Below are 13,571 nucleotides of genomic sequence, written 5' to 3' on the forward strand. Positions count from 1 at the left end.
TCGGTGCAGCCCCTGCCCCACCGGCTTTCTGTGGATCGGCTTCGCGCAGCCCTCCTCATGGTCCGGGGTGGCCTCAAGGGCTGCGCAAGTCAGCCGGTCTGGTGCGTTGGCTGCGCTGCGCTCCGCATCTCGGAGGGGGCTGCCCCTTGACCCCACCCCGGCCTGCTGAGGGGTCTCCGCTACGCCTGCAATGGCTACCGCATCCCGCATCCGCTCCTTCCGGTCCCTCAGCTCCCGCACCCTGGAGCTGCTGTGCGAGGAGGCCTCCGCCCACCGTCCGGCTCCGCTGGGGCGGCTGGAGCGGCTCTGCGCTGATCTCCTGGTCGATCGGCAGCTCCTCAATCCGGCGCTGGTGAGCTCGTTCCCCGAGAGCGAGCTGCCCTTCTGAGGCTCTGGGCCAAGGCCACCAGCTCCGGCTGCGGCCGGGGCTGTTTTTGTGCCTCAGCAGGTGCTGCACACCCGGGAGAGGCCTTGGGATTGACCCGCTCACAGGTCGTCGAGGGGGCGCTGGTTCTGCTTCACCCAGGGAATGAAAGCGTCGCGATCCCACTGACCACTGGCGACCGCAAGGACAGCGGCCTCCGCGGCATCGACTCCGGCCGTGAGCTCCACGCCATTGAGGACGAGGGTGGTCTCCATCGCGGCATTGCCGATGCGCTTGTTCCCGTCCGCGAAGGGATGGTTCTGGATCAAGGAAAACCCCCAGCGCCGCCGCCTTGACGCTCAGTCCTGGGTAGAGATCGGCACCACCGAAGCTCTGATGGGGCTGGGCCAGTGAGGCCTCCAGCAGACCCAGATCCCGCAGGCCGCCCATGCCGCCACTGCGTTGAATCAGCCGACGGTGCAACTCCAGCACCTCAGCCAGATGGAGCCACCGCATCAAGCCAGGCGGCGGTAGAGCTCCTGGTTCTTTTCGAGCACCCGTTGCGCGGCAGCCTCAAAGTCAGCGGATGGCTGCGCCAGCAGATCCCGTACGGCCGCAGCGGCCAACTCCGCCTCGGACACCTGCAGCCGTGTGGCGGCTTCTCGTAGGGCCTCGGCCTGTTGGTCGCTGAGCTCGATGGCGATCGCCATGGATGGGTCCTCCTCCTGCCAAGGATGGCACCGGCCAGGACCGGTGCAGAGCCATCACGGCCTATCCGCGGTGCTCGAACGGGTTCAGCAGCACCACGCCAAACTCCTGGAAATCGCCCACATTGCGGGTCACGACAGTGAGGCTGTGAACCCTGGCGATGGCAGCAATCATCGCGTCCTCATAGAGGGTGTCGGATCGGCGATGCATCAGCTGGGCCCAGCAACGAAAGGCCGCTGCATCCATCGGCAGCAGATTGAAGGTGCCACTCAGCTGATCCAGCCAACGCTCAATCTCTTCGGCCTTGAGAGGATCCTGATCGCGGGTGATTTCAATACCAGCCTGGATCTCGCCGAGGGTCACGCTGGCCAGATAGAGGTCTGCGTCATCGGTGCTCTGTAACCAGGCGAGCACGGCGCCATGGGGGCGCGGCTTGCGCAGCTCCGAAACCACATTGGTGTCGAGCAGGAACGCCATCGGCCTACAGCGCCAGCACGGATCGCCGGCGGGCCTGGCCCCGCGGCGGCACCAAGGCCTCGCTGCGGGCCTCTGCGGCCAGCAGCAGTTCCTTAAGGCTGGGCCGCGCTGCTGCCTGGAGGCGACGCCATTCCCCAATCGGCACGAGCACCGCCGCTTCCGTGCCGCGACGCGACACCACCTGGGGCCCGTCCCGCTGGCAGGCGTCAAGCAGCTCACTGAAGCGCGCCTTGGCGTGCTGCACCGGCCAGACCGACATCACGACCACCCTCTCTGACTAGTCATCTGACCAGGCTAGTGCCCCGGGTTGGAGTCGCCCATGCCGCTCAGCTCCCTCCGAGCTGGATCGCGCTCTGATGGCCCTTGGGGAGCGCGCGCGGGAATCCTCATGGTCACCCCGCGGGCAAGGGCTGACGCAAGGCGGCGATGCCGCTGCGCGGTCGCCGCCCCTTGCCTGCGCGGGGCACCACGCGGATGTCCCGCGCCCTTCCAGCCATGGCCCCTGCCCAGTCCCGCCCAAAGCCCAGGTCAGCGCAGCGCACCGCTCGGCGCGATGGTCCCTCGCCGGAGGAGGCCCTCGTCGCTGATCTGATCGCCCTGCTCGAGCAGGGCACCACCCCCTGGCGGCGGCCCTGGGATGGCAGCGGCGGCGGTCACCACGTGAATCTGCTCTCGGGCCACCGCTACCGCGGTGCCAATCCGATCCTGCTCACCCTGGGCATGCACCTGCGGGGGGCTGGCCTGCCGTTCTGGTGTGGCTATGCCGAGGCCAAGAGGCTGGGCGTGTTCCCCCGCAAGGGCAGCAAGGCGGTGCGGATCCTGCGGCCCCAGCTGCATCAGCAGGGCTCCACGGAAACCGGGCCAGCGGTCCCTGAAACCGTGCAGCCTGCTGGCGATGGCCCCGGGAGCGTGGCACGCAGCTGGGTCAGCTATCGCCCCGTGCCGGTCTTCAATGTCTGCGATCTCGAGGGCGAGGCGCTGGAGGGCCTGATCGCTTCTCGCCAGGAGGCCGAGGGGGCAGGGCCCCAGGGGGCTGAGGCAAGGCCTGAGCCTGGGCGCATCGCCGCCGCAGAAGCCGCCCTGGGGGCCTGGCCCGTGCCGGTGAGCCACGGCGGCGAGAAGGCCTTCTATCTGCCCGCCCTCGATCGCATCCAGCTCCCCGATCGCGCTGCCTTCTCCGGCGCCGAGAGTTTCTATGCCACCTGGGCCCACGAGGCCGTCCACTCCACCGGCCATGAATCCCGGCTGCAGCGGGATCTGGGCGGGCGGATGGGCTGTCCCCGCTATGCCCGCGAGGAGCTGATCGCCGAGCTCGGCAGCGTGCTGCTGGGCCAGCGCCTCGAGATCGGCTGCGATCTGGCGAATCACGCCGCCTATCTGGAGCACTGGATCGCCCTGCTCAAGGAGGCCCCGCGGGTGCTGTTCCAGGTTCTCAGCGCGGCGCGGCAGGCGGCGGATCTGATCTGTCCCGAGGCGGCAGAGCCCCAAGGGGGCGAGCCGCAGCTGATGGCCGCCGCCGCCTGAGGTTCTCGCCCCTCCGGGGCCGGCCCAGCCGGGCGCCGCAATTCCGGCACTGCCTCCTCTGGCCGCCGCAGGTGCTGATCCAGCGGAAACGCCGGCACGCCGGCACTGCGCATCGCCTTCACGGTGTCCAGCGGCCGCCCCTCGGACGGCAGGATCACCTGGTCCGGAGCGAACCGCTCCACCAGTCGCTGGGTAAAAGCCTCAAGGGCCTCGCTGGTGACGAGGGGGCCGGGTCCTCGTTGCCTGTCATGGGGCCGGTACAGCTGGGCAAACCGGGAGTGGACCGACCCTGGCCATGGCCCGCAGCTGGGTCAGCGGCCGGGATGAACCGATGCGCATCGCCACCAGACCCCCTGGTTTCTTCTGTCATCAGTCTCGCAGACCCCCCGTCTCCATGGGGCTTACTGTGCCTCAAACCCCCTATGCTTGCGGGGTATCACCGTCCGTCAGATGCGCGACGACGAGCTGAGACGCACGCTCTCCGACGCCAGTCCCTGGTGGGCAGCAGCGGCAGCAGGCCGTGATCCCACCGCCTGGCAGGACGCCAATCGAACCCTGCGTGATCGCCGCCAGTTTGATCTGGGCTATCGCAGCGGAATCCTCGACGACATTGCCTCCGGCAGCCCGGATGGATCGCTGGTCATCCTCACGGGCCCAAGGCGTGCCGGCAAAACCGTGGCCCTGCTCGATGCGGCGTTGAGTCTCTGTGGCCGCCGGGACATCGACCCTCGCCAGCTGATCCATGTGCCCTGCGATGGCATGGCGGCACGGGATCTGCGCCGGGTGCTGACCCTGGCGCGCGTGCTCACGCGATCGGTGGACCTGGAGCAGCCGCAGCCCCGGGTCTGGCTGTTTGACGAGGTCTCCGGCATCAGCGGCTGGACCAGTGTCTTCAAGGCCGCCCGCGACAGCACCGCCTTCGGGGACGACACGGTGGTGGCCACCGGTAGCCGCTGGGTCAGCCAGGAGGACATCCAGGCCAATCTGCTGGCGGGTCGATCAGGCAGCAGTGAGCGCCGGCGCCTGCGGCAACTCCTGCCGATGGGCTTCCGCGACTTCCTGGCGGTCACCCGGCCGGAACTGGCCTTGCCGCGCCGTTGCCATCCCGCCCGGCTGATGGATCCCTCGGTCGCGGAGGATTTGCAGGCTCTGGCCTATGGCGTCGACGACTACGACCTGGCCTGGCAGGACTACCTCGGCTGCGGTGGCTTTCCCCGGGCCGTGGCGGAATATCAACGCACAGGTGCCGTGGGACGGCCCTACCAACGCGACCTGCTGGCCTGGCTGCGGGCGGATGTCGATCCCGACGCTCCGTTGGAGTCGGTGCCCCTGTTGCTGGCGACCTTGATGGAGCGGATGACCAGCCCGCTGGATCAGCAGAAGACAGCAGCGGTGGCGGGGTATGGCAGCCGCGAAGCCTTTGGTCTGCGGCTGCAGCGGCTGGTGAATTCCCATGCCCTGCTGCGATGCCGGCACCGGCTCGATGATGGCCGGGCGGTGCCGAGGGCCCAGGCGAAGCTGTATCTCACCGATCCGCTACTGGCCTGGCTGCCCAGTGCCCTGAGCCCCGGTCTGGCCAGGCCCGCGATGCCGAGTCTGAGTGAAATGGCGCTCGCGGTAGCCCTGGCGCGGGCGGTGGATGGACTGGAAGAGGGTCGCTGGGTGGCGGACGACACGATCGGCTACAGCCGTACGACCTCCGGCAATGAGATCGACTTCAGCCCCGTGCGGGTGCCCACCGAGGAGGGATCTGGCCTGACAACCCCGATCGAATCGAAGTGGGTGGATGACGGGTGGCGCCGGGAAGCGCTCGTGCTGGAGGGGCGCTACGGCCGCGGTGTGATGGCCACCAAGTCGATCCTGAACCTGGAGCATCCGAGCTGGGCGATCCCGGCGCCACTGGTGGCCTGTCTGCTGGGGTAGGGCTTCAGCCCTGCCAGGAGCAGTCAGGGGAGTTCCAGCCAGCCCCGCAGGGCCAGATCGAGTTCGATCAACGCCTGGGGTTCCAGCTGACCCACCACCTCCCCCACGGCCTGGATGGACACCGTGAACAGCTTGTCGACCATCAGCTGCGAGGGCTTGCGCAGCCCACTGCGCGGCGAGGGCTGCACGGCGATCCGCACCAGCGGGGCCTGCGTGAGGGTGCTGGTGAGCGGGCAGAGGGTGACGCTGGGATGGGCCTGCAACCAGCGGTCGGCCTGCACCACCACGGCCGGTCGTGGCTTGCCGGAACAGACCCCGGGGCTGGCCACGGTCACCACCGTTCCCCGGCGGAGCGGCGGGATCGTCATGCCGTCCAGACGCTCCAGTTGGGGACCTGCTCACTCCAGTGGGGCTGCTCCAACTGGGCGAGATGCTCCGACTGGCGCCGGGCCTCGTCGCCATCGCCATGGCGCAGCAGGTAGTGATCGATGGCCTCGTGGATGCAGGCACTACGGCTTTTGCCCAGGTGCTGGGCCAGCGCATCGAGCCGCTGTTCCACAGCAGGATCCACCCGCACGCCGATCACCATGACCCCAGCCGTGCAATGTTCTGTTGTACGACCTAGGGCCGTTGTCGACCCCCCCCATGGGGAGAGGAGGTCACCCTGCGGAGGAGGAGCTCGCCTGTGGGTCCCGGGTCCCTGGGGGGCAGGCCCCTGGGGTTTCCCCTGGTGCTTGCAGCACTCCACACCCAGCCGTCAGCCAGCCGCCGCAGAATCGCGACTCTCCACCCAGGGTTCACCGGCCTCAAGGGCCTGGATCGCCGCCGTCAGAGTCCGTGCCAGCACGTTCTGGAGCGCCTGGTTGGAGCTGTTCCCCAGCCTCAGCCAGATCACCTGGAGAGGTGGTCCATCAGCCTGCAGGAGCGTGATGAAGTCCCGATCCTTGGTCATCACCACAGCCTCCGCAGCCCGGGCGGCGCGGAAGATCTCGCGATCATCCGCATCCCTGAGGTCCAGGTCTCTCACGGCACGCACGAGGAGGTCAGGGAACCGCTCCTCCAGCCAGGGGGCCATCAGGGGAGAGAGCTGGGCGTCGAGCCAGAGGATCACACCACGAGAACCGGGTGGTCCACTTCCCGGGCGGCGTAGCTGAGCGCTGCCACGAGATCAGCAGGTTCGAGATCCGGCAGCTCCAGCAGGATCTGTTCGCTGCTTAAGCCAGCGGCATAGAGATCGAGCACATCGCACACACGGATCCGCATGCCCCGAATGCAGGGCTTGCCGCTGCATTGCTCTGGGTTGTGGGTGATGCGCTTGTGGGCCATGGCTCCATGGCTAAGGGGCCGGCTCCAGGCACGAGTACCTGCCACCAGGCGCTCCACTGCATGCGGTTTCGCAGTTCCGCTGGCCTGGAGCAGGACACCATCTGCAGCAGAGACACCCGCGTGCCTCCCGCTCGGCGGACGCTCTATGGGCCTGGTTCCGCTGGAGGCCGTGCCGGGCTGCCTCAGTCTCCGCCGGGGGCAAGGGCTGCGCGAGGCGGCGAAGCCGCTGCGCGGTCGCCGCCCCTTGCCTTCCCGGCGGTCCTGACGGCGTCCCGTCACGGCGCCCCATGGCGTCTGCGCCCATGTCTCCCACGCTCGATCGGCTCACTGCTGAAGATCCCGTCGCCCTGGTCCAGTCGTGCCACAGCGCCCTGCTCTGGATCCTGCGCAGCCACCAGAGCCAGCCGATTCCGCGCTACTGGATCGATCACCCCTACGGGGAGGAGGAGATCACGTTGCTGGAGGAGGAGCTGCTCCCCGCGCTTGAGGCGTTCCTGGCCCGCACCGGTGAGATTGATGCGGGGCTCGAGGCGGCCCATGAGGTCGAGGTGGAGCGGGTCCAGGCGGCGATGGCGGCGGAGGCTCCTGGGATCCCAGCCTGAGGCCGGCGGGGGCCGGTCTGGTCATTCGGCTCAGTTTCCGTCGACGTCGACTGCTGTGGGCTTCCTCTGCGGTTCGGCCAGCAGATCACGGTCAACCTGAGCCATCACCGGCAGAACGATCTGCTGGGCGGCGATCCCTGCATTCATGCCGCCGATCTGGAGGCCTGGAGCGCCCTGCGCAGGGAGTCTGCGCGGGTGCTGTTCCAGGTGCTCAGCGCGGCGCGGCAGGCGGCTCCCCTCGGTCATGGGTGTCGCTCGCGCCAGATGTCCTGCACAAACGGGTCCGTCACCCCGTAGAGGCCGTGGCCGAGGCGCATCAGCACATTGGCTGCCAGCAGGTCGTTCACGACCGGCTGAATCTCCTCAACGCGCACCTCCCGGCCGATCACCTCGCCGTAGGCCGCCGCCGCTTCCGCAGAAAAGATGCCCCGGGCCTGCCCCTCCGCCTGGGCCACCCGATCAAAGATCGCCAGCGCCAGCCCTCCGATCTGCTCCACCTTCTGCAGTTCCAGATCGGCGGCGGAGCCGCGCAGGGTGGCGGCGATCACGGGCATCAGCTGATCCGGTTCCAGGCCAGAGCCGGTGCTGCTACTGGCCTGAAGTTGCCCCAGGGCTCGCAGGAACTCCTCAGGCCGGTGCCCCAGGGTCTGGAAGGCAGACCAGGCCGTCTCCTGTGACGGCAGCTGCCGGACGCCCGTCTCGCGCAGGCGCTGCAACACGTGGCTCACGTAGTCCTGATCCAGCACCGGGTAGGGCAACGACGTGGCCCCGGCAAAGGCCTGGTTGCGCCGTGCCGTGAGTTCACTCACCAGAGCCCGGTGGGAGCCGGTGCCGAGCAGCAGGAAATGGCCAGGCGTGACGGGTCTGGGGTTGATCGCATCCCGGGCGGCCTTGAGGGCCAGCAGCATCTGGTTGCCCTCCTCGGTGGTGATGGCCTGCTGCACCTCATCCACGATCAGCACAACATCGCCCCTGGCCTGATCCACCACCTCCGTGAAGGCCTGCGCCAGGGTGGCGCCGCCGGACTGCCCCAGCTGCTCCAGCTGAAACCCGAAGCGAAAGCCCATCCCGCCAGGATCCAGGCCACGGATCCGGCGCAGCCGCGCCAGCAGAGGGGACGCCGGCGTTGCGAGCTCGTCGAGGGTGCGACGGACCGCCGCCTGCACCAGTTGCGCCGGGCTCACCCTGGTGTCACTCCAGAGGTCGACGTAGATCACCACCGCGCCCTGGGCTTCCAGCTCCGGCACCAGGTCGGTGCGCAGGAAGGTGGTCTTGCCGGTGCGCCGCAGTCCGGAGAGGAACAGGCCGGAGCGCAGCCCCTCATCCAGCACCCCGGGATGGAGGAGCCGGCCGGCCAGCTCGGCGGCCAGGCGAGGGCGGCGGAAGACCTCGGCCAACGTCTAGACAGATTTAGGGTTGCCGACTAATTATAGCCAGCAGATAAAATACGCTAAGCGGTTGGAGTGGGCCACGGGACAGCCACGATGGCGGCAGCCGGCTGTTGGCGAAGTGCTGTCAGGCTGCTGTCAGCTTGATGTCCATGCAGCTGGAGGTCTGGGCCGATGGCCACGCTCACCCTGCACAACGTGCCCGATGACCTGGTGGCACGCCTCAAGGCCCGCGCCAAGCGGCATCGCCGCAGCCTCAACGATGAGGCGATCGTCTGCCTGGAGGCCGGCCTGGGGTGCACCGTCCCCCCTGATGAGGAGAAGCTGGCCAGCATCAGGGCCCTGCGCGAGCGCCTCAGGCCGCACAGCTTTGACCCCGCTGAGATCGACGCGGCCAAGCGTGAGGGTCGGCCCTGATCAGATCAGTACCTGGAGGCTGGGCTGTATCAGGCCAGCTCCCAGGGCTCGAGTGACTGCGTTGCCTGTTCAGGCGCCGCCCGGGCGTTTCTGCAGGAGCAGCTCCACGTGCAGCACGAGATGCTGCACCCGCTGATTGAACGCAGTCCGATCGAGGCCCAGGGGCGTGGGATCGGCGTCATACCGGAACTGCACGGCATAGACGGTCAACACCCCCAGGTCTTGCCAGGCATGGATCTCCGCACCATGGACAGCGAGCAGGCGTAGCAATCGCCTCAGGTCATGCGTGAGGGGTGGCTCATCTTCATGCAGGTGGAGGAGCCAGGCTTTGAGAGCCTTCTCAACGGCCTGTTGGAGCCAGAACCCCCAGGCACCCTCGCGAAACACCAACGGGTTGCTGGATGCAATGGCGGTCTCCAGGTCTGCAGCCGCAATGCGCAGCAGTCCCTCCGCTTCAGAGAGTGCCATCCAACAGCATCCCCTCGCGATAAGCACGTCCGATCACATGGCTGCGCCAGTGGCGCCGGGCCTCGCATTCGCTTTGTGAATAGAGCAGCAGATCCAGAGACACATCAGCCTGCGTCAGCTGCTCCCAGAGGGCGTTGAGAACCTCGAAGCGGTGGTGCCTGGCCAGCCAGTCATCCGGAGCTGTGATCAGCAGATCGATGTCGGAATCGGGGCCGGCCTGACCACGGGCCCTGGAGCCAAACAACCGCACTTCGCTGCCAGGGATCACCTGGTGAATGGCAGCTGCCATCCTGGGCAGACGCTGTTCGACTGAGAGGGCGTTCACGGCTGTCATGGCTCCATTCTGACGGCCTGGTCAGGCCAGCTCCCGGGGCTCCATCACCTCCAGGCTGTCAAACCAGCGCCTCAGGCATGCGCGCAGCGGGCCTGCCTGGGCGATGGCCCAGGCCATGTCCTGGCTGGGTTCGGGGTGGCCCTCGCCGGGATCGCGGTAAGCCAGGGCCGCCTGGGTGAGGGTGTTCAGGGCGTCGCGATCGGGCCGCCAGCCGGGGATCGTCGTGCCCAGCTGCTCGCTCAGCGTCTGCAGATCCCGGCACCTGCGCGACGGGATGCCCTGGGCGATCAGGGCTGCGCGCAGATAGGTCTCCAGGCACTGTTCCAGATGGAACAGGCCGCTCAGATACCCGGGCGGCAGATCGGGCAGGAGCTCGGCCATGCGCCAGTGGCGCTCGGCCCGCTCGAGCCACTCGTCCACCACCGGATTGCGGGCGGGGGTGAGCCGCTTCGTGGGCGGGACGGAGAGCGCCGCACCGTGCAGGAGCCGGCCGTGATCGAGCGCCTCACGCATGAAGGGATCGCCCCAGCGGTAGCGCGGTGCGATCTCCTCCGGCCGCCGCAGGTGCAGATCCAGCGGAAACGTCGGCACGCAGCTGCTGAGCATCGCCTGCACGGTGTCCTGCCGACGCCCCTGGAACGGCAGGATCACCAGGATGTCGGCGTCGGAATCCCAGCGGGCCTCGCCCCGGGCCTGGGAGCCGAACAGGATCACCTGCTCGGGCGCGAACCGCTCCGCCAGTCGCTGGGTGAAGGCCGCAAGGGCTGCGCCGGTGACAAGGGGAGCCGGTCCCGCGTTGCCTGTCATGGGGCTGGTGTCCATCGCCGCCGCGGTGATCTCAGGGGAGCTCCAGCCAGCCCCGCAGGGCCAGATCGAGTTCGATCAGCGCCTGGGGTTCCAGCTGACCCACCACCTCCCCCACGGCCTGGATGGACACCGTGAACAGCTTGTCGACCATCAGCTGCGAGGGCTTGCGCGGCGAGGGCTGCACGGCGATCCGCACCAGCGGGGCCTGCGTGAGGGTGCTGGTGAGCGGGCAGAGGGTGACGCTGGGATGGGCCTGCAACCAGCGGTCGGCCTGCACCACCACGGCCGGTCGTGGCTTGCCGGAACAGACCCCGGGGCTGGCCACGGTCACCACCGTTCCCCGGCGGAGCGGCGGGATCGTCATGCCGTCCAGACGCTCCAGCCGGGGGCCTGCTCACTCCAGTGCGGCTGCTCCAACCGGGCGAGATGCTCCGACTGGCGCCGGGCCTCGTCGCCATCGCCATGGCGTAGCAGGTAGTGATCGATGGCCTCGTGGATGCAGGCACTACGGCTTTTGCCCAGGTGCTGGGCCAGCGCATCGAGCCGCTGTTCCACAGCAGGATCCACCCGCACGCCGATCACCATGACCCCAGCCGTGCAATGTTCTGTTGTACGACCTAGGGCCGTTGTCGAAACCCTGCTGGAGGAGGAGATGCTTCCCGCGGCTCCAACCCGTCCAGTCCAATAAACTGGTTCATGACCTGGTTTGCTGCGGACATGGAGAGTTCCATCGGCGCCTTTGAAGCCAAGGCCCAGCTCTCGCGGCTGCTGCGGGCCGTGGAGCAGGGCGAGCACTTCACCATCACGGTGCGGGGGCGGCCTGTGGCCGACCTGGTGCCCCATCGCGCTGCCTCCAGCCAGGGCGTGGCTGCAGCGGTCGAGGCGCTGCAGGCCTTCCCCCGCATTCGCGGCGTCAGTGATGCCGATGTGGCCAGCTTCGTGGCGGAGGGACGCCGTTGACCCTCGTGATTGATGCCTCCATGGCTCTCGCCTGGGTGTTTGAACGCCAGCTGCCCAGTGACGCAGAGCGAGCCAGCAGGCTCCTGGCCGCCTGTGGCGAACAGGCCTGGTGGGTGCCCGGCCTCTGGCACCTCGAGGTGGCCAACGCCCTGCTGGTGGCGGAACGGCGCGGCGTGATCGCCCCCGATGCCAGTGAGCTGTTCCTGGCCCGGCTCAGCAACCTGCCGATCTACACCGATGGCGACGCCGTGCAGGAGCGCCGACCCAGGGTGATGGCCCTGGGGCGTGCCCATGGCCTCTCCAGCTATGACGCCACCTACCTGGATCTGGCCCACCGGCTTGGCGCCACCCTGGCCAGCTTTGATCGCCGGCTCAACCTGGCTGCCGCTGATCTGGGGGTGTCGATCGCCGACTGACGTACCCACCACCCGGCAAGTCGCGTGGCTGTAGGTCGCCGCCGCTTCCTCAGAGACGATGCCCCCAACCGGCAGCGGGGGTGGACAACACGGCCGGACCCTCGATGCTGAGGGCCGGGACGTCACTGATCGATGCAGCTGCGCAGCACGGCCTTTCCCAGCGGCGGCTGGATCCCCCGCCTCCACACCGGCGAAGGAGAGGACCTGTCCCCGCCTCTGCAGTGGGAGGGTGCACCGGCTGGAACGGCGTCCTTTGCGCTGATCCTCGATGACCCGGACGCCCCGGCAGGGCTGTGGATTCACTGGGTTCTATTTGATCTGCCAGCCACGCTCTCCTCCCTGCCGGTAGGCCTGGAGCGCAGCGCCGAACTGGGCAACGGGGCCCGCCATGGCTGCTGCTGGGGTGTGGATCAGTTCAGCCGGCAGGGCTACTACGGCCCGCAGCCACCCCCGGGACCGGTGCATCACTACCGCTTCCAGCTCAGCGCCCTGGATCGCCGGCTGGATCTACCGGCCGGAGCCAGTGCGGCCGAGGTGCGCCAGGCCATGGACGGCCATGTACTCGGCCAGGCGGAGCTGATCGGCCTCTACCAGCACGGCCGCAGCGCCTGAGGGAGGGAGTTGGCTCCCAGTTGTCGGGAGGCCGTGCCGGGCTGCCTCAGTCTCCGCCGGGGGCAAGGGCTGCGCGAGGCGGCGAAGCCGCTGCGCGGTCGCCGCCCCTTGCCTCCCCGGCGGTCCTGGCGGCGTCCCGTCACGGCGCCCCATGGCGCCTGCGCCCATGTCCCCCACGCTCGATCGGCTCACCCGTGAGGATCCCGTCGCCCTGGTCCAGTCGTGCCACAGCGCCCTGCTCTGGATCCTGCGCAGCCACCAGAGCCAGCCGATCCCCCGCTTCTGGATCGATCACCCTTACGGAGAGGAGGAGATCACCCTGCTGGAGGAGGATCTGCTCCCCGCGCTTGAGGCGTTCCTGGCCCGCACCGGCGAGATCGATGCGGGGATCGAAGCGGCCCATGAGGCGGAGGTGGTGCGCGTGCAGGCGGCGATGGCTGCAGGCGCACTGCTGCCCGCCTGATGGCCCATGCCCCGGGGGGAAGCCCCCCCCTGGGGTTGGCGTTCATCCGGTCTGCGATCCGCTCTCACCTCACCGGCAGTCCGAGCATGTGCCTGGTGCGGGGGCAGCGCTGACCCAGCTGATCCACCAGCGCCGTGGCCTGGGGCAGGCCCGCGGCTTCAAACAGGGTGAGGCTGCTGATCGTCTTGGCGGCATCCAGATCACTGCCCATCAGGGCAGGCAGGCTCTGTCCGGGCCGCTGCAGTTGCTCGACGATCACGCTGATCACGGCCTCCAGTCGCATCCGCAGGACTGGATCAGCCAGGTAGGCCTGGGCCTCAGCCAGGCCTGCGATGCTGTAGCTCCGGGCCATGGCCGACTGCCCCAGGCCCGCCAGCTGGGGCAGCACGAACCAGATCCAGTGGCTGGTCTTGCCGCCGGCGTTGAGCTCGGCCATGGCCCGTTCGCAGGCGCTGGGCTGCCCATGATCCTGAGCGCTGGGGAACCGGTGGAGACCAAATATGCCCAATTAGCTTTACCCCTGCAGCTTGGCCAACATGGTTTCATGTGTTAGTGCTAGCATGGGGCTACCTTGGCTTTTCTGATACATTAACGTCATTGGCAGTGCTTAGAGACTCATGTGTTCACCTTCGGCGGAAAGCCTGTGCGGAAGGGTGGTCAAATGAAGCGCGGAAGCAGCGCCGATGCTGGCGTCCCCTTCAGTGGTGTAATTCCCCCGGCACTCCCACCCCGGCGTAGCTGGGGTGGGCCGCGCACCTCAGGCGATCGGCTCCACAGCTGAC

At 68.3% G+C, this 13,571-nt stretch carries 25 protein-coding genes and 1 pseudogene; 9 read left to right on the forward strand and 17 right to left on the reverse strand.

Features of this window, described 5'->3' with window-relative positions:
• Positions 1-190: 190 nt before the first annotated feature.
• Complete coding sequence (locus tag CJZ98_RS15655; RefSeq protein WP_094592054.1) at positions 191-388, forward strand: hypothetical protein; 198 nt, start codon at positions 191-193, stop codon at positions 386-388.
• 98 nt (positions 389-486) lie between these two features.
• Here CJZ98_RS15655 and CJZ98_RS19175 read toward each other — a convergent pair whose 3' ends face one another.
• The 5 genes and pseudogenes from CJZ98_RS19175 to CJZ98_RS15675 form a co-directional block, all read right to left on the reverse strand.
• A complete protein-coding gene (locus CJZ98_RS19175) occupies positions 487-693 on the reverse strand; it encodes a Fic family protein (RefSeq protein WP_232756536.1) in 207 nt (68 codons plus the stop codon).
• A 67-nt stretch (positions 694-760) separates the two neighbouring features.
• Positions 761-880 (reverse strand): annotated as a pseudogene (locus tag CJZ98_RS19480) (type II toxin-antitoxin system death-on-curing family toxin); the annotation flags it as partial.
• Positions 880-1,074 (reverse strand): hypothetical protein, encoded by a 195-nt coding sequence (locus tag CJZ98_RS15665; protein ID WP_094592055.1) that lies wholly within the window; start codon positions 1,072-1,074, stop codon positions 880-882. The pseudogene CJZ98_RS19480 and the gene CJZ98_RS15665, both read right to left, overlap by 1 nt.
• Positions 1,075-1,135: 61 nt before the next feature.
• Positions 1,136-1,549, reverse strand: coding sequence for a type II toxin-antitoxin system VapC family toxin (locus CJZ98_RS15670; protein WP_094592056.1), 414 nt, complete (start codon positions 1,547-1,549; stop codon positions 1,136-1,138).
• Between the two features lie 4 nt (positions 1,550-1,553).
• Positions 1,554-1,808, reverse strand: a complete 255-nt coding sequence (locus CJZ98_RS15675; RefSeq protein WP_094592057.1) for a type II toxin-antitoxin system Phd/YefM family antitoxin — start codon at positions 1,806-1,808, stop codon at positions 1,554-1,556.
• Positions 1,809-2,044: 236 nt separating this feature from the next.
• On the opposite strand from CJZ98_RS15675, the gene CJZ98_RS15680 reads away from it, so the two are divergent.
• Both CJZ98_RS15680 and CJZ98_RS15685 read left to right on the forward strand, forming a co-directional pair.
• A complete protein-coding gene (locus CJZ98_RS15680) occupies positions 2,045-3,073 on the forward strand; it encodes an ArdC family protein (RefSeq protein ID WP_094592058.1) in 1,029 nt (342 codons plus the stop codon).
• A 450-nt stretch (positions 3,074-3,523) separates the two neighbouring features.
• Positions 3,524-4,996, forward strand: a complete 1,473-nt coding sequence (locus tag CJZ98_RS15685) for an AAA family ATPase (protein ID WP_094592059.1) — start codon at positions 3,524-3,526, stop codon at positions 4,994-4,996.
• Between the two features lie 23 nt (positions 4,997-5,019).
• On the opposite strand, the gene CJZ98_RS15690 is transcribed toward CJZ98_RS15685, so the two are convergent.
• From CJZ98_RS15690 to CJZ98_RS15705, 4 genes are all read right to left on the reverse strand, one after another.
• Positions 5,020-5,364, reverse strand: a complete 345-nt coding sequence (locus tag CJZ98_RS15690) for a type II toxin-antitoxin system PemK/MazF family toxin (RefSeq protein ID WP_232756537.1) — start codon at positions 5,362-5,364, stop codon at positions 5,020-5,022.
• The gene (locus tag CJZ98_RS15695) at positions 5,361-5,585 is read right to left on the reverse strand and encodes a CopG family ribbon-helix-helix protein (RefSeq protein WP_094592060.1); all 225 of its coding nucleotides are present in this window, start codon (positions 5,583-5,585) and stop codon (positions 5,361-5,363) included. Before CJZ98_RS15695 ends, CJZ98_RS15690 begins: the two co-directional genes overlap by 4 nt.
• A 168-nt stretch (positions 5,586-5,753) precedes the next feature.
• The gene (locus CJZ98_RS15700) at positions 5,754-6,107 is read right to left on the reverse strand and encodes a DUF5615 family PIN-like protein (protein WP_094592061.1); all 354 of its coding nucleotides are present in this window, start codon (positions 6,105-6,107) and stop codon (positions 5,754-5,756) included.
• Positions 6,104-6,322: a DUF433 domain-containing protein gene (locus CJZ98_RS15705; protein ID WP_094592062.1), complete on the reverse strand. Its 219-nt coding sequence runs from the start codon at positions 6,320-6,322 to the stop codon at positions 6,104-6,106. The genes CJZ98_RS15700 and CJZ98_RS15705 overlap by 4 nt, the downstream gene beginning before the upstream one ends.
• A gap of 302 nt (positions 6,323-6,624) precedes the next feature.
• Here CJZ98_RS15705 and CJZ98_RS15710 point away from each other — a divergent pair, with 302 nt between their 5' ends.
• Positions 6,625-6,924: a hypothetical protein gene (locus tag CJZ98_RS15710; protein ID WP_094592063.1), complete on the forward strand. Its 300-nt coding sequence runs from the start codon at positions 6,625-6,627 to the stop codon at positions 6,922-6,924.
• A gap of 30 nt (positions 6,925-6,954) precedes the next feature.
• On the opposite strand, the gene CJZ98_RS15715 is transcribed toward CJZ98_RS15710, so the two are convergent.
• The gene (locus CJZ98_RS15715) at positions 6,955-7,170 is read right to left on the reverse strand and encodes a hypothetical protein (protein ID WP_094592064.1); all 216 of its coding nucleotides are present in this window, start codon (positions 7,168-7,170) and stop codon (positions 6,955-6,957) included.
• Complete coding sequence (locus tag CJZ98_RS15720; RefSeq protein ID WP_094592065.1) at positions 7,167-8,321, reverse strand: AAA family ATPase; 1,155 nt, start codon at positions 8,319-8,321, stop codon at positions 7,167-7,169. The genes CJZ98_RS15715 and CJZ98_RS15720 overlap by 4 nt, the downstream gene beginning before the upstream one ends.
• Positions 8,322-8,486: 165 nt before the next feature.
• Here CJZ98_RS15720 and CJZ98_RS15725 point away from each other — a divergent pair, with 165 nt between their 5' ends.
• On the forward strand, positions 8,487-8,729 hold the full coding sequence (locus CJZ98_RS15725) for a FitA-like ribbon-helix-helix domain-containing protein (protein WP_094592066.1): 243 nt from the start codon (positions 8,487-8,489) through the stop codon (positions 8,727-8,729).
• A 69-nt stretch (positions 8,730-8,798) separates the two neighbouring features.
• On the opposite strand, the gene CJZ98_RS15730 is transcribed toward CJZ98_RS15725, so the two are convergent.
• The 5 genes from CJZ98_RS15730 to CJZ98_RS15750 form a co-directional block, all read right to left on the reverse strand.
• Entirely contained in the window at positions 8,799-9,197 is a 399-nt protein-coding gene (locus CJZ98_RS15730) for a HEPN domain-containing protein (RefSeq protein WP_094592067.1), read from the reverse strand.
• Entirely contained in the window at positions 9,184-9,486 is a 303-nt protein-coding gene (locus tag CJZ98_RS15735) for a nucleotidyltransferase domain-containing protein (RefSeq protein WP_232756538.1), read from the reverse strand. Before CJZ98_RS15735 ends, CJZ98_RS15730 begins: the two co-directional genes overlap by 14 nt.
• Before the next feature lie 66 nt (positions 9,487-9,552).
• Positions 9,553-10,338: a HEPN domain-containing protein gene (locus CJZ98_RS15740; RefSeq protein WP_198537883.1), complete on the reverse strand. Its 786-nt coding sequence runs from the start codon at positions 10,336-10,338 to the stop codon at positions 9,553-9,555.
• A 31-nt stretch (positions 10,339-10,369) separates the two neighbouring features.
• Positions 10,370-10,702, reverse strand: a complete 333-nt coding sequence (locus CJZ98_RS15745; protein WP_232756539.1) for a type II toxin-antitoxin system PemK/MazF family toxin — start codon at positions 10,700-10,702, stop codon at positions 10,370-10,372.
• Complete coding sequence (locus CJZ98_RS15750) at positions 10,699-10,923, reverse strand: CopG family ribbon-helix-helix protein (protein WP_094592070.1); 225 nt, start codon at positions 10,921-10,923, stop codon at positions 10,699-10,701. Before CJZ98_RS15750 ends, CJZ98_RS15745 begins: the two co-directional genes overlap by 4 nt.
• 111 nt (positions 10,924-11,034) lie before the next feature.
• Between CJZ98_RS15750 and CJZ98_RS15755 the strand changes: the two genes are divergently transcribed.
• The 4 genes from CJZ98_RS15755 to CJZ98_RS15770 all read left to right on the forward strand — a co-directional run bounded on the left by CJZ98_RS15755 (position 11,035) and on the right by CJZ98_RS15770 (position 12,789).
• Positions 11,035-11,298, forward strand: coding sequence for a type II toxin-antitoxin system Phd/YefM family antitoxin (locus tag CJZ98_RS15755; protein WP_232756540.1), 264 nt, complete (start codon positions 11,035-11,037; stop codon positions 11,296-11,298).
• A gap of 5 nt (positions 11,299-11,303) precedes the next feature.
• Positions 11,304-11,714: a type II toxin-antitoxin system VapC family toxin gene (locus CJZ98_RS15760; protein WP_255090626.1), complete on the forward strand. Its 411-nt coding sequence runs from the start codon at positions 11,304-11,306 to the stop codon at positions 11,712-11,714.
• 132 nt (positions 11,715-11,846) lie between these two features.
• Positions 11,847-12,326, forward strand: a complete 480-nt coding sequence (locus CJZ98_RS15765; protein ID WP_094592071.1) for a YbhB/YbcL family Raf kinase inhibitor-like protein — start codon at positions 11,847-11,849, stop codon at positions 12,324-12,326.
• 166 nt (positions 12,327-12,492) lie between these two features.
• Complete coding sequence (locus tag CJZ98_RS15770) at positions 12,493-12,789, forward strand: hypothetical protein (RefSeq protein WP_094592072.1); 297 nt, start codon at positions 12,493-12,495, stop codon at positions 12,787-12,789.
• A gap of 64 nt (positions 12,790-12,853) precedes the next feature.
• Here the strand turns inward: CJZ98_RS15770 and CJZ98_RS15775 are convergent, their stop codons facing one another.
• Complete coding sequence (locus CJZ98_RS15775; protein ID WP_198537885.1) at positions 12,854-13,297, reverse strand: DUF1810 family protein; 444 nt, start codon at positions 13,295-13,297, stop codon at positions 12,854-12,856.
• Positions 13,298-13,571: the final 274 nt, after the last annotated feature.

This window comes from Vulcanococcus limneticus LL (assembly GCF_002252705.1).
In the GTDB taxonomy this organism is placed as follows: Bacteria; Cyanobacteriota; Cyanobacteriia; order PCC-6307; family Cyanobiaceae; genus Vulcanococcus; species Vulcanococcus limneticus.

Excerpts from the sequence above, each read along its gene's own strand:
- CJZ98_RS15655 (WP_094592054.1), top strand. The coding sequence starts at position 191 with ATGGCTACCGCATCCCGCATCCGCTCCTTCCGGTCCCTCAGCTCCCGC.
- CJZ98_RS15665 (WP_094592055.1), bottom strand. The coding sequence starts at position 1,074 with ATGGCGATCGCCATCGAGCTCAGCGACCAACAGGCCGAGGCCCTACGA.
- CJZ98_RS15670 (WP_094592056.1), bottom strand. The coding sequence starts at position 1,549 with ATGGCGTTCCTGCTCGACACCAATGTGGTTTCGGAGCTGCGCAAGCCG.
- CJZ98_RS15675 (WP_094592057.1), bottom strand. The coding sequence starts at position 1,808 with ATGTCGGTCTGGCCGGTGCAGCACGCCAAGGCGCGCTTCAGTGAGCTG.
- CJZ98_RS15680 (WP_094592058.1), top strand. The coding sequence starts at position 2,045 with ATGGCCCCTGCCCAGTCCCGCCCAAAGCCCAGGTCAGCGCAGCGCACC.
- CJZ98_RS15685 (WP_094592059.1), top strand. The coding sequence starts at position 3,524 with ATGCGCGACGACGAGCTGAGACGCACGCTCTCCGACGCCAGTCCCTGG.
- CJZ98_RS15690 (WP_232756537.1), bottom strand. The coding sequence starts at position 5,364 with ATGACGATCCCGCCGCTCCGCCGGGGAACGGTGGTGACCGTGGCCAGC.
- CJZ98_RS15695 (WP_094592060.1), bottom strand. The coding sequence starts at position 5,585 with ATGGTGATCGGCGTGCGGGTGGATCCTGCTGTGGAACAGCGGCTCGAT.
- CJZ98_RS15705 (WP_094592062.1), bottom strand. The coding sequence starts at position 6,322 with ATGGCCCACAAGCGCATCACCCACAACCCAGAGCAATGCAGCGGCAAG.
- CJZ98_RS15710 (WP_094592063.1), top strand. The coding sequence starts at position 6,625 with ATGTCTCCCACGCTCGATCGGCTCACTGCTGAAGATCCCGTCGCCCTG.
- CJZ98_RS15715 (WP_094592064.1), bottom strand. The coding sequence starts at position 7,170 with ATGACCGAGGGGAGCCGCCTGCCGCGCCGCGCTGAGCACCTGGAACAG.
- CJZ98_RS15725 (WP_094592066.1), top strand. The coding sequence starts at position 8,487 with ATGGCCACGCTCACCCTGCACAACGTGCCCGATGACCTGGTGGCACGC.
- CJZ98_RS15730 (WP_094592067.1), bottom strand. The coding sequence starts at position 9,197 with ATGGCACTCTCTGAAGCGGAGGGACTGCTGCGCATTGCGGCTGCAGAC.
- CJZ98_RS15735 (WP_232756538.1), bottom strand. The coding sequence starts at position 9,486 with ATGGCAGCTGCCATTCACCAGGTGATCCCTGGCAGCGAAGTGCGGTTG.
- CJZ98_RS15740 (WP_198537883.1), bottom strand. The coding sequence starts at position 10,338 with ATGACAGGCAACGCGGGACCGGCTCCCCTTGTCACCGGCGCAGCCCTT.
- CJZ98_RS15745 (WP_232756539.1), bottom strand. The coding sequence starts at position 10,702 with ATGACGATCCCGCCGCTCCGCCGGGGAACGGTGGTGACCGTGGCCAGC.
- CJZ98_RS15750 (WP_094592070.1), bottom strand. The coding sequence starts at position 10,923 with ATGGTGATCGGCGTGCGGGTGGATCCTGCTGTGGAACAGCGGCTCGAT.
- CJZ98_RS15755 (WP_232756540.1), top strand. The coding sequence starts at position 11,035 with ATGACCTGGTTTGCTGCGGACATGGAGAGTTCCATCGGCGCCTTTGAA.
- CJZ98_RS15765 (WP_094592071.1), top strand. The coding sequence starts at position 11,847 with ATGCAGCTGCGCAGCACGGCCTTTCCCAGCGGCGGCTGGATCCCCCGC.
- CJZ98_RS15770 (WP_094592072.1), top strand. The coding sequence starts at position 12,493 with ATGTCCCCCACGCTCGATCGGCTCACCCGTGAGGATCCCGTCGCCCTG.